We start from the raw sequence: 16,072 nt of genomic DNA, 5'->3' as shown, positions 1-16,072 counted from the left end.
AGCAGACGCGATCGCCACTGTTGCACTTGCTCATCCGGTTCCCCCAGAAGTTGCTGCACCAACTTTTGCAGGGCATCCACAATGGCGCTGTAGGGAATATTGCGCCTGAATTGGTCAAATTTACCAGAAATAAAATAACCGCGGTTTGCTGTGATCGGCTTATAGAGTTCCTGCACTAATGCTGATTTCCCAATTCCCGCATAGCCAGAAACCAACATCATTTCGACTTTGAATTGAGGATTTTCTATGCCTGACTCTGGTCGGTGGGCTTCGCCAACATTCCCTCTTGGGGCTACTCTTTCAAACGCCGCCAATAATGCTTTTATCTCCGCTTCGCGTCCATACAGCTTTTGGGGAATCTGAAACTGATCCGAAACATCTTGCAGACCTAATTGAATATGAGCAATTTGACCTGTTGTTGTAAATTGCTCGCTACAGCGTTCTAAATCCGCTTTGATCCCCCAGGCACTTTGATAGCGATCCTCTGCGTTTTTCGCCATCAGTTTGAGAATGATGTCTGAAACGGGTTTAGGAATCGCTGCGTTCAGTTTATATGGCGGTATAGGTGGTTTGGCAATATGACAATGGACTAGCGTAAGGATGTCGGTTGTGAGAAACGGTAACTGTCCGGTGAGCAGTTCGTAGAATGTTACGCCAAGCGAGTAAAAATCGGTGCGGTAATCGAGCAAACGGTTCATCCGCCCGGTTTGCTCTGGCGACAGATAGGCAAGCGTGCCTTCTAACACATGGGGACTTTTGAACGTCGGATTGGTGCGGTTAAAGCGGGTGGCAATACCAAAGTCAATAATTTTGACAACGCCAGTATTCGGATTAAGGACGATGTTGCTAGGATTGATATCTTTGTGAATGACTCCAGCAGCATGAATTCTGCCCAAAATATCTGTGATATCGATTGCTAATCGTAAGAAATTGGATAAAGGTATCGGACAAAAGTTTGGTTGCTGCCGCATCCATCTTTCGATAGATTCTCCACCGAAGTCTTCCAACAGAATAACGAGTGTGCGCTGATAATCTTGCTGGCTATATGCTTTGATGACTCCTTCCTCTTTGAGGGAACGGGTAATTTCATATTCCTGCCTATAGCGAATTAGTTCTTGAGAAGAGGGATAATCTTGCTTAAGTAGTTTGACGATGATTGCCCGACCATCCTGCACCCTGATACCCCGGTACACAACAGATGCTGAACTTGAATAGATTTTGTTTTGGATGGCGATCCCAGCTAGAGCAATCATTGAACTCTCTCCCGATCAGTACCATGGGTTGTGTTGCTTTAACTGCGGTCTGGCAAGCCATTGACTTGACTAAAACTTGCGAGAAGCAACCACTCCAAAAATTTGAGTTCCGAATTCTGCGGCTGCGCTAAAATATTCCCTTTAGTATAGTAACGCCTTTAACTTGCCCTTTGCAAATTACTGGACTTCGTTCATGGGAAGAAGGCAACATCCATTGAAACTGGAAGCCTACACTGTACTGTCAGGGAGCGTGTAGGTAGTTCACACCCTAAATCCTGCATCCCCCTCAATCGCCCCCGCAGGTATCACATCCGAATCATCATCAAAAAAGTCATCATAATTATCCTCTACCCTAGATGCGTTTTGTTGGGATAATTCTTCTTGTTGGGCAAGTGTAGCAACAGAAGAAGAAGCATTACTATTTGGTTCTTGATACGCTACAGCAGGAGAAACCACTGCTGCTGTTTGCGGACTAACCATAGGGGTAATCAGTACCAACTGTGATATCTCCTCCAATCCACACACACGCTTAATCGTCTGAATCTGGCTCTCCAATACTCCAATCGCCCATAAGGCAACCTTCCTCAGTTTTTCTCCCCTAATCCCAACTGAATGCATCGACAGGGGCAACCAAAACGCTTTGAGGGTATATACTACTGTCTCTACCAACCCCATCTCCATCGGGTTAGATATCAAGTAGTTGAACATCTTCCCCGTCTCCGTATTCCCACTCCTCTTTATCTGCGGTATAACAAATTCTGTAGTCATCTCCCTCCCTTTAAACCCTACTAACCACGCGCTTCACAATTGAAGTATTACAGCACGAGAATTGTATTAATAGATGATAGACAAATCGTAGAATATAAGTGCTGCTCTGTACTTGCTTATACCATAACCTCATACTGAGAAAATGTCATCTCCGACTATGCTCCTGTTTCCCTCACAATACCCCAGCATAGTAGGAGTATCCTTAGTACATACGTATTGTTCAACTCATGGTATGGTTACACATACACTAGCTATATCCCAGCATTGCAGTAGTATCCCCTCGCTACCACAGGATCGCCCTAAAAAGTCATATCCCCGCACTTAGACAAGGTATGTTTACTAGGGTCAGTAATACCTCAATTATCACAAATTCCCAATCCTACCCGTCTCGTTATGTAACACATTATAAAACACTTTGTCTTGTTTTTTATTTCCTAATTGTAGAATATTTTCAGTATTTTAAATTATATTTATACTTAAATCTAAATATATTTAGCTAGATAACTAACCCGCGATCGCCTGCGTTTACAATTAGAACAATATCTCACTACACAAACATTGTAGGCATTGCAGTATTTCACGCATTGTCATAAACATACTGTGTCGGTTATAACAGTCATGTGGTGGCACTGGCGTACTGGGAAGATACTGCTATTGTGCCATATCCCCGTACTTGGACAAGGTATGTTAACTAGGGTCGAATATAAACCAACAGACTGTTTCAAGTAGTCAAATCAATTTATTAATTTCGATGAAAAGTAATTGCAATAAAACTAATTATTGAGAATAAGGAAGATTCGTTAAAAGAGTATATTTATTCGTAACGACTTTGATTAAGCCAATTTTACATAACCAAAATCAAAATAATTATAAATTGCAAACAGAAATTCAAAATATATATAACTTTATATGACAAGCAATTCAAACACTACCAGAAAGAAATCCCTAAAGGTATATCTCTTCGATGACGAGAAAGCTATCATTGAGGATAAAGCTGCTGCTACCAATCAAACTGCCTCTGAGTATCTGAGAAATTGTGGGTTAAAACGGGTTATGAGAGAAAAACCACCCGCAGATTTAATCAAAGTACGAGCATATGGTGGGGCTGCTAAAAGCCAACTTATGCAGCTTAGACACCTATCTAAAAAGACAAACGACCAACACATTATAAATGCTGTAGAGAATGCGATCGCACTTGTAGACAAAGCCATCGCCGCTGCATTCAAAATCAAACTAGAAAGCGATAAAGACGACGACGGAGTTTGTTCTATTAGATAAGTTGATTAGCTTATTCAATTAAATCTTTGGTTGGATATTCTCACTCGGTAAACAGAGCGCGGCGCTCTTTAACCACAAGAACAGCGATTTCACCGTAACTGTTTTACCGTAGCACGACCAGTGGGGGTCAATCCTAAAATGAGCAATGGTCAAATTCGACCGCTTAAATCTAAAATATGAGCGCGGATAGCAACGTGGTAAGGGCTGACTGCACCCTTATTACGTTCACCCCACAACAGAAAAACAATCGGCTGCTGGTAGTAAGTCCCAAACTCTACACAATCTCCAACCACCTTCCAAATTTCTTCCCATAAGGAAGGTTCCATCATCCCCTTCGCGCCAGTCTCACGAGTAAAATAAAAAAATTTAGGGTCTGTATCACACTGAAATTCACCAGTTGCTTCATAATAATCCCCAATTGAAGCAGCAAAGTAACCACGACCGTACTGGTTGCGAAACACAACGGTTTGATTTGAAATAAACCGACCAAAGTCAATACTGCTAAGAATAGACTGACATGGCACTTCCATCAACTCGTGCAAGAACGATTCAAAGTGACAGTTTGAAACTAAGGGAGAGTCCATATCACGTTATTACCAATCAAACTATAAAAGTTATAGCCCATAAGAAGACGGATCTATTCTGTTCCTGAGTCATTTTTTCATGCGCGCAGCTTGAGCCAGCCATGTTGGTGCTTCTAAATTAATACTGATGCCATGCGTCAAAAATGGCGTTTCGTTGGTTGCTCCCCTATCTTGCTTGGAATGGATTTACGACGTTCATCAAAATCTGGAGGTTCTTTCTTACCATGAGCTAACGGTTCCAATCACCAGACACCAACAACTTCTGCAACTCATCGATTGACTTTGTTACGGTGCATTGGGATTGTTATGCAGGATACTAACCAACTTGTAAAATCACTTTACCTGTCGTTTTTCGTGCTGAAATAGCTGCGTGTGCTACTGCTGCATCTTTTAACGGGAAAACTTGACCCAAAATAGGGGTTAGCTTGCCCATCTGAACCCAATTAAGAAGCTGTGTTAAAGCTGTATCGACAATATCAGGATGATGTTCCATTACCACGTTGACAGCAAAGCCCGACACGCTCTGATTGTTAAACAGCAACTTCTGACATTGAGCAGTTGTCAAACTAGGATAATCACCGGACAGCCAACCATAACTCACAAAACGCCCTTCAACACCCAAACAGGATAGATTTTGTGCAATCGCACTTCCGCCAACTGGATCAAGAATGATATTGATGCCCTTGCCATTGGTGATCTGAAGGACAGTTTCGTGCCATTTCGGGTCGGTGTAATCAATGGCATAATCACATCCCCAATTTTTGATCATTTCTCGTTTTGCTTCTGTACTAGCTGTCCCAAACACATCACTAGCATTCATTAGCTTGGAAAGTTGTACAAGTAGATTACCGACACCTCCTGCTGCTGCATGAATCAGTACACTTTCACCATGTCGAATTCTTGCCGCGTAATCTAGCAATAGATAAGCACTTAACCCCTGTATTAGCAGAGCAAGCACAGTATGTTCGTCAAGCGTATCTGGAATGCGAATTATCTGCTCTGGCTTGATCAGTAGATATTCAGCGTATCCACCTGCTGCAAACGAAATAGCTGCAATCCGTTCTCCTACTCTCACATTTGTCACATCTGCTCCCACTGCTTCGACTACGCCAATGACTTCCATCCCAGGAGTATAGGGAAGTGGTAATTGAAGTGGGTATGTACCTTGAATGCTGCATGATGTCAGCAAAGTTTACTCCTGCGGCAATGACTTTCAACAGCACACACTCAGGACTGCAATCGGGTTTTGGTTCATCCTGGTGGTGAGAACTCCGAGATCCGCCACGTGTTGTGACACGAATGGATTTCATTACATTTTTCCCAGTTTCATTGAACTTTCTCAATATAGAGATTAGCTACCCAAAATGTTAAGTAGGCACCACTTGGTAACGTTAAGCAGTAGACTGGCAGTATGGATAGGCAGCAAATAATCAATGCAGATGCCAACACAAACAACTTTTGAGCGTGATTACCCTGTGCGACGGCTACTCATCCTTATATCGGATGCTTGGACACCAATTGTTTTTCATTGCCTTTCAGATGGGAAAAAACGGTTTAGCGAATTCCAGCGACAACTACCCGATATATAAAAAATTATCTCAGGTTCTAAGGCGTTTAGAGCGTGACGGTTTGGTACATCGAACGGTTTATGCAGTTGTTCCTCCAAAAACGGAATACAGTCTCACGGAATATGGTCAAAAACTCCATGAGCCAATCGCGATGCTTTGCCAGTGGGCACGTTCAAATGAAGCAGTGATTGACGCTATCTATGCCGAAAAAGACAAATCTACAGAAAAATAAACACTGCTTTACGCAATAGTCTGCCTAACAATTGATAGACAGAAAGTTTCTGTATAATACTCCAAAGCTGCTGTTTAAGCCGAATCTTTCCGCATAATACGCTCATTTGGGTGGATAGGTCGAAAGTTTCTGCATAACATCCTAAAGGGTAGAGGCAAAAGGGTAGAGGGTGGACTGGCTCTATCTATCTTCCGAACCGTTGGGGCGATCGCTTCCAGCGGGCGCTCCGCGCCATCGCCCTTTGGGCGGCTCCTCCGGAGCATCGCGGAGCGCGCCGGCGTTGAGTTGAAAGTCTCTTCACACTTGCATATAACTGTAGGTTGGGGAGCCAGCGCTGCTCGCAACGCACTGGCTCCTCAAGTCGGGAAACCCGAACTGTGCAAGTGGCTCCCCAACCTACGATTCTGTGCGCCTTCAAAGAGAACTGGTATTAGCTACCCAATTATTACCTCACTGTTACTATCTGTATAATCCGTACTTACAGTCACCTGCTGCCAAACATCCAAATCCGTTTTGACCCATTCCAGTTTTTCCTGAATCAGGCTCATGGCATCCGTGCCTAATGCCAGTCGCATCGGTGGATGAGGACTTTCTACAGCTTGAATGATGGCTTCCGCCGATGCGGCTGGATTGCCAGGTTGCTGACCATCCATATCTTTGAACCACTGCAATGAAGCACCGCTCACGGTCGCATAGGCATCAATGGATTGTTCGGCTGCTCTTAGAGAGCGTCCGTTGAAGTCTGTGCGAAATGCCCCAGGTTCAATTAAAGTGACTTTAATTCCAAAGGATTCGACCTCCTTAGCCAGGGCTTCAGACGTGCCTTCCAGGGCAAATTTAGTGCCACAGTAGATGCTGCTTCCACCAAATCCCACTAATCCTGCTGTGGATGACATATTCACAATGTGACCGCTACCTCGCTGACGCATCAAAGGCAAGACCGTTCGGATCAGACGGAGTGCCCCAAAGAAGTTGGTTTCAAACTGCTGGTAAATATCGGTATCATTGACTTCTTCAAGTGCTCCAATTAGTCCATAGCCAGCATTGTTGACCAGCACATCAATTCGACCAAATGTGGCGATCGCTGTATCAACCGCTGCTTGTATGTCTTGGGACAATGTTACATCTAGACGTACAGCCTTTGCAGTCTCCCGATAGTGCTCAATCAAAGCGCGAAGTTGCTCTGGTTCGCGAGCAGTAGCCAGCAGGTGGTCGCCCTTCTTCAACACAGCTTCTGCTAGGGCACGTCCGAACCCTGTTGAACATCCTGTAATCAACCAAACTTTAGGAGCGACACGATTTTTGTCTCTTGTCATTTGTTTTCTCCGATACAAGAACGATGAGACGCGCCTCATATTTCTTACGATAGGAGACAGCCATGCGACTGTCCAATATATATTTGACTAAGATTAATAGGTTAGACATATAAGTACGATGGAATTACGGCACCTGCACTACTTCATCGCGGTGGCAGAGGAACTACACTTTAGTCGAGCAGCCCAGCGGTTGTGCATTTCCCAACCCCCGCTCAGTCAGCAGATTCGTGATTTGGAAGATGAACTAGGAGTCAAGCTATTTGAACGAACGAAGCGGCAAGTGCATCTGACTGAAGCAGGCAAAGTGTTTTTAGAGCGCTCCTATGGAGTGTTAGCGCAACTCGAACAGGCTATCGTTGTGACACAACAGATCGGGCGGGGTGAGGTTGGACGGTTGGCGATCGGCTTTGTTGACTCTGCAATGTATACGTTACTACCAGAGATTGTAAGGGTCTTTCGAGAACAGTTTCCTGCTGTAGAACTGCGATTGCATGAACTGACGACTGCTCAACAGATTCAAGCGCTGCATCACAAACAGGTTGATATCGGCATTGTTCGTTCTGCCATCAGCGAACCAGGTTTGAGTGTGGAGTGCCTTTTGCCAGAATCATTGGTCTTGGCGTTGCCAGAAACCCATCCGTTGTCTGCCCAGACTCAAGTGTCGCTCTCCACATTGGCTTCGGAATTATTTATCCTATTTCCTGCCAAAATGGGACCCGTCTTTTACGAGCAGATTATTAACATTTGTCAACAAGCTGGATTTCGTCCCAAGGTGGCTCAGGAGGCAGTTCAAATGCAAACTATCATCGGCTTAGTTGCAGCAGGACTGGGCATTGCGATCGTTCCCGCCTCCTTGCAAAACTTCCACAGAAGCGGAGTCATTTACAGACCTTTACAAGAGCAGATACCTAAAATCGGACTTTATCTGGCTTGGCGGCAGCATGATTCCTCTCCAGTAATAAGCGCATTTCTCAGCTTGGCACGGAAGACGACATGGCGGGGAGTCAAATCGTGACGATACCTGAGCAGTTAGGGATCAATCACCTCACCGGAGGAGCCTCCAAGTAATGTCGAGAGCAGTAACCTGAAGCAGCCTAACTGTTTATTATGGGCAGCGTTAAACCACATCACCCCCGCATCATGCAGCTCCTCCTACCCCCACCAACAGGTTTTGACCACACCCGTCACAGACTGATCCTTCTTGCGGAAATAGGTAAAACTTGGCAAAGATACAATCAAGCGAGTACAAAAGGAACAAGCCGATAAACAAGCTTTGGTTCAGTTAACCCCGCACGAAACTACGTCTCACCCGAAGCGTGAGGTGTAGGAGCGTCACTTAAGTTTGTTTTATCAAAAACCGTATTCAATAACTTTTAATTTTCAACTTATAAATGATATCTGTCATTTACAAAAAGGCTGACTTTCTGGACACGTTAGGCTACGTGTTGGGAAAAGATGATGCTGTACTTGTAACTACCAACATGGCAGGAAAGACTGTAGCTGACTTTAACCAACAGTTTCTCGATACCAAATATGCCAACAAAGGAACGTCAAGGCAATGCGCCCACCTAATTATTTCAATTGCCCATAGGGAAAGCTATCACGAACATCTAGATGATAGCCAGTACAGCTATGTAGCAGAGGAGTACCTAAAAGAAATGGGGTATTTGCCAAACAAAGAAGAAAATAGCAGCGCCAGTCAATTTGTTGCAGTCCGACACCAAGACAGAAACCACGAACACTTACACCTAATTGCCTCTCGTATCAGGCTGGATGGTACGACTGTAAGCGATTCTTTCGATTATTTCAAAGCTCAAGAAATCACCCGTCGGCTGAGTGCTGAGTTGGGATTAGAAATTACACCTACCAGTAATAATGCGATCGCACAGAAGTTACAATCAGAATATGGTATCACCGTTCTCACCAGTCCCAACCGCTCTAAAAGCATAAGAGAAGTTAACGCCAAACATTCTACCCCTGGAGCTAAAGAGATTATTAGGGGAGCAATAGCACAAGCGATTCAAGGACAACCCACCGCATCTGAGTACGTCCAGCGCTTGGAGGAAAATAATATCCAGGTGTTACCTAAGTTCCAAGGCAAGGAACTGTTGGGATTTACCTATGTCCAAGAGAACGTACTCATCGCAGGCTATCAGGTAAGCAAGAACTACAGCTTACCAAAACTCAAGTCAGAGTTTGGACTATCTTACAAGCAAGAACGCGATTACACCAAGTTATCAGCCATTCGTTCCCAATCGCTGCTTTACATCGCCGTCATACCCAAAAAGAAGAAAAAAGCGAAAAAGGCACAACAGGAGGAAACTTTTAAACTACCCAGCGGTAATGATGGAGATAACAGTAGCGATGGAATGATAACTACGTCTATCAATAATGCGATAGCGCAAGCGCTGACTTGTCAGTTCGCAATAGATGAACAGCACCAGGTAAGTAATACTCCAACCCCAGTAACAGCAAACTTACTCGCAACCAAAAAGGATAAAGCCAAACAACAACAAGTGGTAAGTGATACCAATGCTATTCAATCATCCACCTCTACCACTACCAGCACTGACTCAGATAATAAGGACACTAGCTCTCAAAACGAAACGGCATTATATAAACAACTCGAACAAATACCAACACCAGTAGCAGAGTTAAAACTACTTGACGACAGCGAAGATAAAAAAACCACTCATACGTCACTATCAAATAAAAGCAATAACTCTCAGCCAGAAAATACCCTTGCAACCTCATCCCATGAAAATGAGGAAAAGTTACCCTTACCTATAGAAAAGACTATTAAAGCAGCTTCCACTATAAACCCTGGTAAAATACAGTCAGAACCCACCTCAGAAGACAAATCGTGGGCGGAAAGTATCTTACCTGCTATCGGTAAAATCTGGCAAAAGGCAAACCAAACAGGGAGAATTAAGCTAATGCCTGGAGCAGGGGAACAAGTGGAGGGAAGAGATTACAGAATTACTAGAAAAGATGAAAAATTAAGCATTTCATCAATAAAAGATAATAGAGAAGTGGCATTATACGATTTAGGTGAAAATAGAGTATTAACTACTAAACCGACGGACGAAGACAAACAATATTGGGGGAAAATCGCTCAAAAACAGCCACTATCTAACAAAAAACAAGATGTAGAACTTTCCTAAGTACCCTTCACCACGACATTCTACTTAATATTGAATAAACCACGATTATTATACCATTTATTTGAATTTAATCATTAAATTATATAAAAAAATAAGTATAAAAAATAGTCAAAAAGTAAAACTTTTCTCTCTTTTTGATTGAATAATTATTAGAGGTTTTCCAATAAAATATATCATGCTAAATAAAGAATTTATGATAGCTTACAATTCATAGTTGGATGTAAATTCAGTTTAGAAAAAATAAAATCGAGTGGGAAAGCTAGCTCCAGTAGACAAATGGTTATAGAGGCAAGACATTTTGACACTCGCTTAAATCAGTGGATTCATACAGATAACAATCCTGACAATCCAGATTCCTTGCTTAAAGAGGAACTGAAAAACAGCCTGCTAGAACACTTTCTCCCAGGAGTGAATTTCTCGTTTGGACATATGGACGAGAAAGCTACCGCCGACCAATTAAAAAATCATCCCGAAGGACATAAGCTATTACTATCATCAAAAAGCCGACTGCTATATGGACCAGAAGAATACCTGGAAATTATAAGCAAGTTATGCCCTGACAACAAGGATAGAGGTGCATATGGGTCAATATTCCTTGGCTCGTGCAAAAATGCCATCAACGCAGAATTAAATGTTCTCATCGTAGATGACGCCACAGGAGAAAATGGCGGAATTATCAACAATGAACAAGCTTATCGCCTCACCGGGGACTGTTACGGACAAATATCCACAGAACTATACCGACAGTTAACCGGACACCAAGAAGGTGACCAATACTGTGTTATCCAACACCGCTTTGGGTGGACAGATAAAGATGGGGATGATGATAAGTTCAGGTTTGGAAAGGGTACTCTACGTCCAGCTAACCTCGACCAAATCCTTAATTATCAAGACCCTAACCAACCAAAAGTTGATTTAATCATCCCCCTGTCTGCTTTTAAGGGAACAGATAAGGATAACCCCAATGGTCCGACCAAACCCCAAATTAAACCAGGGCTGTATCACCAAAACATCTGGTTAGGGGAAAAATCTGAATCTGAGTTAGGTAAAACTGCTATCTCTCAAATGATTGCTTCCTTTCCCAATGGGTTAAAGGATTTTGCCGAAACAGTAGAACTCGAAGCAGCAAAACTCAAAGAAGCCCTTGATGACCCCCGCAAGATAGCCCAGCTCTATTGCGAGAAATACGAAAAACGCAAAGCCTTCCTCGAACAGCAAGCCGCCGAATTAGAAGAAGAAGCAGCCGTTGATTCAAAAGTCGCTGAGGAATTTGAAAAACTACAAGAACGGATTGCTACTGATACAAGTATTTACAAACTCATTAAAACTGATCTCGAAAGGTGGGGACAACTCCTAGAAACTGAAAAAATTCAAAGAGAACTCGCCCGATTTGTCCAAGGCGAATGGCAAGATATCTCGATTGGGAAAAGCCTCACCTTTGAGCGGGCAATGGTCATCCCATCCAAAGACCTCCGAGATGGTGAAGTCTGCATTCCCCATTATCAAGACGGCGAAGAAGTACTTAACTTCCGCTCCCCCTTCCTCAACTCCAATGGTCTGTGTACCTCAATCAACAAAATAGTTGATGACATCATTGGACCCGACGGCAAGCCTTTAGCAGGTGTTATCGCCGTTTCGGATGAAACCTCTGAGCGCATTTACAACCGCCTCAATAGTCAAATCAAATCCATCCTTGCCGAACTCCAAGAAAAAAATATTCAACTAGAGGGTATTAAAAACTACGTTGACCAAAATATTGGGAAGCTGGAAACAAGAGAGAAAATTGAATTTACTCACAGGTTTAATGAGTATATTAAAAAGCTAAATAATAAGGGATATCAACTAGAAATATTACCCCAAGAGTCCGAACAGGAAAGACAAGCCCGTGACTACGATGGCGACTGTATCGGGTTCAACCACGCCAGCAAATACCCAAACCTCACGGCTGAAGCTATCTGGCGTAACGTACCTGAAAACGCCTACGACCCAACTGTCAAACTCAAAAAACAATCGTTTTATCGGGAAAATGGCACTCAACCGGAATTTGAGGAAATCGCCATCCATATGAGTGATGGTATTAGTGTTGGTGTAATCAACAACCACCTTACCTCAATTGAGGCGCTGGAGTCGGAAATTACTATCCTCAAAACCTTTGGTAGCGAGGAAGACCAAATAGAGTACGTTATTCAGGTAGCCAAACACTACGAAAAGTTATTTGACCAAGAAAATAGCGCACAAGCGCACGGTGACACCAGCTGCGACATTCCCAACAAGTATCGCGGTTATATGGAAGAATTTGTCCAAACGTTACAAAAAGAACCCCTCACCCAAGAAAATGCGCTCTTTGCAATGGACATCAACACCCGGATATATCGGGAAATGGTTGCCGAAGCCGCGTTCCAAAACCAAATTGCAGTTGACTTATTTAAAAGTGCTAAAAAACCAGAAATGGATGTTATCCGCAACAACAGTCGGATTCTGCATCGAGAAATTAACTACATTCGTGATAAGAAAAAAGATGTTTACTTCGACAGTACTATCGAACCGACAGGTAACTCACCTGTTGAAATTCTCATTAGTAAAACTAACCAATATTTTGAGGAAGCCCAATTAGAATCACGCGAACTAGCTCAGTTTTCAAACCTTTTCAAGGGAGTAGAATTTACTCACGAACAACGCTTGCAAGCCAGCCTGACCAAGAGAGAATTTGATAAAGAGTTTAATAACGCCACACGCTATACCCAACGCAAGAAGACAGAAAAGGGACTTTCAGTAAGTATTGATATTGGAAATGGTAAAAAGCTCGATGTTACCAACCTCCTTAAATATGAACATCCCCTTGTTTGGAACGCACAGAAAATTACCCTCAAAATCTCAGAAGTCCCATCTGAAAAACGCTCGATAGATAAGCCTCATCGGTATCGACTTTACGCCCAAATTAATGATGAAAATGAAAACGGTAAACCTAAGTTTAGGGCACTAGGAACTGTATCTAAGGAACAAGAAAACTCGCTGCAAGAGTTAGGAATTATACCCAACCAAGAAATTACATCAACCAAGATATCCTTCCAGCCAAAATTAAGTGAAGGGCAAATTAAGTTGATGTATCAAAAGGCTTACCAAATCACCGAAGACTTCTATAATTCAATTCCTGAAGAACAAAAGCTAGCGATGGCTGCTGCTACTTGGGCAGTATCAACTACTCGTGAAGGTTCTAACTCTAAGAGCCAGCAAAACGAGGTTGAACAAGAAGTTGAAAGACAAAAGAAAGTATCAAATTTTGTATTTGCTAGTTTCCCTCAAGAAATTATCAAGCAAGTAGATAAACTTCAATTTACTGAATTTACCCTGACAGGATACAACCGTACAAGTGAAATCATCAATCAGGGAAATCAAAATCAACCACAGGAAATTAGATTTAATATTAGCGAACATCAAGACAGTAGAGGTAATATTGTAATTAAAGATGTCATCGAAGTAAAAAATCCTGAAACAGGAAAGCATGAAACCTTCGCTAACATCAACGCCACTGATGGTAAGCTTCCCATCGGTACAACCGCAACTGGTACTATTGAAAAAGGAGAAGTGTATACAGCCACAGCTAAAATAAACATACCTGGAGGCATAAATCTAGAATTTCAGGTCAAAGAATTACAAAAGTTTCAATGTAAAGACCAAAAATTTAATGGTGAAGAAGTAAGTTTAACTATCGTTAAAGATAAACTTGAACGGGAAGATTATGTTATTACCATTAAAAATGGCAATAAAGAAGAGAAATTAGGTACTCTTTCTAAAGAATCAGTAAAAGCAGGAATAGAACAGGGATGGCTGGCAGAAAAGCCGGGTCAAAATGGTCAACAATTAAAGTTAGAAGTTACAAGTATTGCTACGGGTGAAAATGCCTTCGCTATTGGAAAGACACTCAATGGCAATCTAGTAAGAATAGATATTAACGACAAGCTTAAAAATATAGAATTTAATGGACAAGAGATATCAGCAACAGTCAAAGCTTACGATAAACAGGATGTATATACAGCGAAGATTGGTAATTTATCTCTTGGTATTATCGGTCAACATACGGAAAAAGCATTTGGAAATAAAAGTAGGTACAGCCAAAAGAAAAGTTCAGTACAACAACTAGTCGATGCGGGCATAATTAATGAAAGTAAAGTACAAACAACCATTCCTGTTATTATCACAAGCAATGAAACTACCTGTAAACTAACTATTGACCCTGAATCAGTACAATATCCTGAAACATGGGTTAAGCGCTACCAGTTAGTTGACCAACAAAAAGAGGTCAATCCAGTAGAGCAAAAAAATAATCAGTTATTTGATAAAATTACCGAACGTCCTACTATAATATTCCAAAGTAAGGAGGATAAATTAGTAGGATTAATTGGGTTAGCTGTCGATAGTAAAAAAGGTGAGGTGACAAAAGAATTTTTAGAAAGAGTAGGAATAACATACGACCAGGTCGCTAAGTCACAAAGCAGACTGGAAGCTAGAAAGGGCATGACAGTATTCATGCTCGATGAAAGTACAATGACTCCCAAAAGAAAAGAACAGTTTATAGAAAGGTTTGGCACTATCAAAAGTAATGATACTCCGCCACTACCTGCTCCCATTATTCCTGAACAAACTGTATATTTCAGCAACCCTAACCAACAGTATATCTTAGAAGATAACTCGCAAATTATTAAAGAAAGTATTGGATTAGTAGTACCAGCCCAAGATGCCATTAATGTCAACAGTTGGTTAGAATCTAAAGGCACAAATAATAACTACATTATTGATAAAAATAGCAATATAGCTATATTCATAATCGAAAAAGAGACAGTTAGTAGTGAATTAGAAGAAGGTCTCAATAGTTTATTAGGAAAACCTATAAATATTGGTGAAATAGATGGATTTGACCAATATGAACAATTAAGTAATGAGCTTAATCAAAAAGTAGAAAAAGAAGGGAGTCTGCTAAAAATCAACTCTACACCACAGCTAAGCGAATACAAGCAAGCGCTTCAATCACTCCCGAATCGTCCCAAAGAAATTGGTAAAGAGGAAATACCTTTACCAATAGCACCAGCAAAGCCAGTTCAGGAAGAAAGTACTAACGATAAAGAGTTAAATATACTTCCAAAATCAGCATCACCAATTAATAAAACTGTAGTCGAAGTTAACCCACCTACAGAAAATATTGTTCAAGCAGTTGTCACAAGGGCGCGCTCCGCGATCGCCAATAGTAACAATAATGAAAGTAATGTCATAGAGAATACTCGAACAACCCAGACGCAACCGCAGCCAGTACAGTCAAACAACAAACCTATCACCTTACCGTCAGCCCAAACGGCAGATAAGTCTAAAGCTATCGAAATCCTCGGCAAAGTCAGTCCTGATAAAGTCGAAGCCCTGCGATCGCATCTCGAAACTCATTTCAAACCCCTGCTCGAAAACGACAAATCAAATTATTCACCCGGAAGGCAAGTAGCATGGGTAGGAGCAAAATGGGACTTAAAAGAGAAAGACTTTAAGCCAGGAGTACAAGACGACGCACTGATAGCGCTGGTTAAGCAAGTATACCCTGATGCCGATATAGTTCTGGTAACTTACTCAGAACAACCAGGATCTGGCATCAACTACCACCGTGACGATTCCTACGCCGCAACAGAAGCCCGCAGCATCAATATAGGAAACTCGGAGTGGGGATACCGCGCCGCCAAAGAGCAAATGGCGTGGACTAAGGGAGAAAATCCTAACGCCCAATATCAGGAATTTAAGCTGGAATCGGGTATAGTAACGCGCTTCAACTGCAAAAACGAACATGCCGCCCTTAACACGGAAGCTGGCAGATGGTCCATCAACATCTGGTCGGTGAAAAATGACCTGGGTAAAGATAATAGTGTTAGGGA

Annotated in this window: 12 protein-coding genes; 7 read left to right on the top strand and 5 right to left on the bottom strand. The window is 42.2% G+C overall.

Going from position 1 to position 16,072, the window contains the following annotated elements; translation table 11 throughout:
* A partial coding sequence (locus tag V5G28_RS02430) for a protein kinase domain-containing protein (RefSeq protein WP_336229515.1) occupies nt 1–1,253 on the bottom strand: 1,253 nt, incomplete at its 3' end.
* 261 nt (nt 1,254–1,514) lie between these two features.
* Nucleotides 1,515–2,021 (bottom strand): hypothetical protein, encoded by a 507-nt coding sequence (locus tag V5G28_RS02425; RefSeq protein ID WP_336229514.1) that lies wholly within the window; start codon nt 2,019–2,021, stop codon nt 1,515–1,517.
* Nucleotides 2,022–2,930: 909 nt separating this feature from the next.
* Here V5G28_RS02425 and V5G28_RS02420 point away from each other — a divergent pair.
* Complete coding sequence (locus V5G28_RS02420; RefSeq protein WP_336229513.1) at nt 2,931–3,299, top strand: plasmid mobilization protein; 369 nt, start codon at nt 2,931–2,933, stop codon at nt 3,297–3,299.
* A 149-nt stretch (nt 3,300–3,448) separates the two neighbouring features.
* On the opposite strand, the gene V5G28_RS02415 is transcribed toward V5G28_RS02420, so the two are convergent.
* The gene (locus V5G28_RS02415; RefSeq protein WP_336229512.1) at nt 3,449–3,883 is read right to left on the bottom strand and encodes a hypothetical protein; all 435 of its coding nucleotides are present in this window, start codon (nt 3,881–3,883) and stop codon (nt 3,449–3,451) included.
* 127 nt (nt 3,884–4,010) lie between these two features.
* Here V5G28_RS02415 and V5G28_RS02410 point away from each other — a divergent pair, with 127 nt between their 5' ends.
* Nucleotides 4,011–4,163 (top strand): hypothetical protein, encoded by a 153-nt coding sequence (locus tag V5G28_RS02410; RefSeq protein WP_336229510.1) that lies wholly within the window; start codon nt 4,011–4,013, stop codon nt 4,161–4,163.
* A gap of 36 nt (nt 4,164–4,199) precedes the next feature.
* Here the strand turns inward: V5G28_RS02410 and V5G28_RS02405 are convergent, their stop codons facing one another.
* Nucleotides 4,200–5,072, bottom strand: a complete 873-nt coding sequence (locus tag V5G28_RS02405) for a quinone oxidoreductase family protein (RefSeq protein ID WP_336229508.1) — start codon at nt 5,070–5,072, stop codon at nt 4,200–4,202.
* Nucleotides 5,073–5,316: 244 nt separating this feature from the next.
* Between V5G28_RS02405 and V5G28_RS36560 the strand changes: the two genes are divergently transcribed.
* Together V5G28_RS36560 and V5G28_RS02400 are read left to right on the top strand one after the other, a co-directional pair.
* The gene (locus V5G28_RS36560; RefSeq protein ID WP_442994201.1) at nt 5,317–5,472 is read left to right on the top strand and encodes a winged helix-turn-helix transcriptional regulator; all 156 of its coding nucleotides are present in this window, start codon (nt 5,317–5,319) and stop codon (nt 5,470–5,472) included.
* Nucleotides 5,423–5,683 carry a winged helix-turn-helix transcriptional regulator gene (locus V5G28_RS02400; protein ID WP_442994200.1) on the top strand — a complete coding sequence of 87 codons (261 nt, stop codon included), beginning with the start codon at nt 5,423–5,425 and terminating at the stop codon, nt 5,681–5,683. Before V5G28_RS36560 ends, V5G28_RS02400 begins: the two co-directional genes overlap by 50 nt.
* 434 nt (nt 5,684–6,117) lie before the next feature.
* On the opposite strand, the gene V5G28_RS02395 is transcribed toward V5G28_RS02400, so the two are convergent.
* The gene (locus V5G28_RS02395) at nt 6,118–6,999 is read right to left on the bottom strand and encodes an oxidoreductase (RefSeq protein ID WP_336229507.1); all 882 of its coding nucleotides are present in this window, start codon (nt 6,997–6,999) and stop codon (nt 6,118–6,120) included.
* Nucleotides 7,000–7,117: 118 nt separating this feature from the next.
* Between V5G28_RS02395 and V5G28_RS02390 the strand changes: the two genes are divergently transcribed.
* The 3 genes from V5G28_RS02390 to V5G28_RS02380 form a co-directional block, all read left to right on the top strand.
* Nucleotides 7,118–8,014, top strand: coding sequence for a LysR substrate-binding domain-containing protein (locus tag V5G28_RS02390; protein WP_336229505.1), 897 nt, complete (start codon nt 7,118–7,120; stop codon nt 8,012–8,014).
* A gap of 376 nt (nt 8,015–8,390) precedes the next feature.
* Nucleotides 8,391–10,163, top strand: a complete 1,773-nt coding sequence (locus tag V5G28_RS02385) for a relaxase/mobilization nuclease domain-containing protein (protein ID WP_336229503.1) — start codon at nt 8,391–8,393, stop codon at nt 10,161–10,163.
* A 276-nt stretch (nt 10,164–10,439) separates the two neighbouring features.
* Nucleotides 10,440–16,072 (top strand): hypothetical protein (locus V5G28_RS02380; protein ID WP_336229501.1); only part of this gene is annotated, 5,633 nt, incomplete at its 3' end.

The sequence above is a fragment of the Scytonema sp. PRP1 genome (assembly GCF_036697665.2).
GTDB classification, from domain to species: domain Bacteria; phylum Cyanobacteriota; class Cyanobacteriia; order Cyanobacteriales; family Nostocaceae; genus Kalymmatonema; species Kalymmatonema gypsitolerans.
Note: the sequence above shows the minus strand (reverse complement) of the source record. Positions and strands in the feature narration are given on the sequence as shown.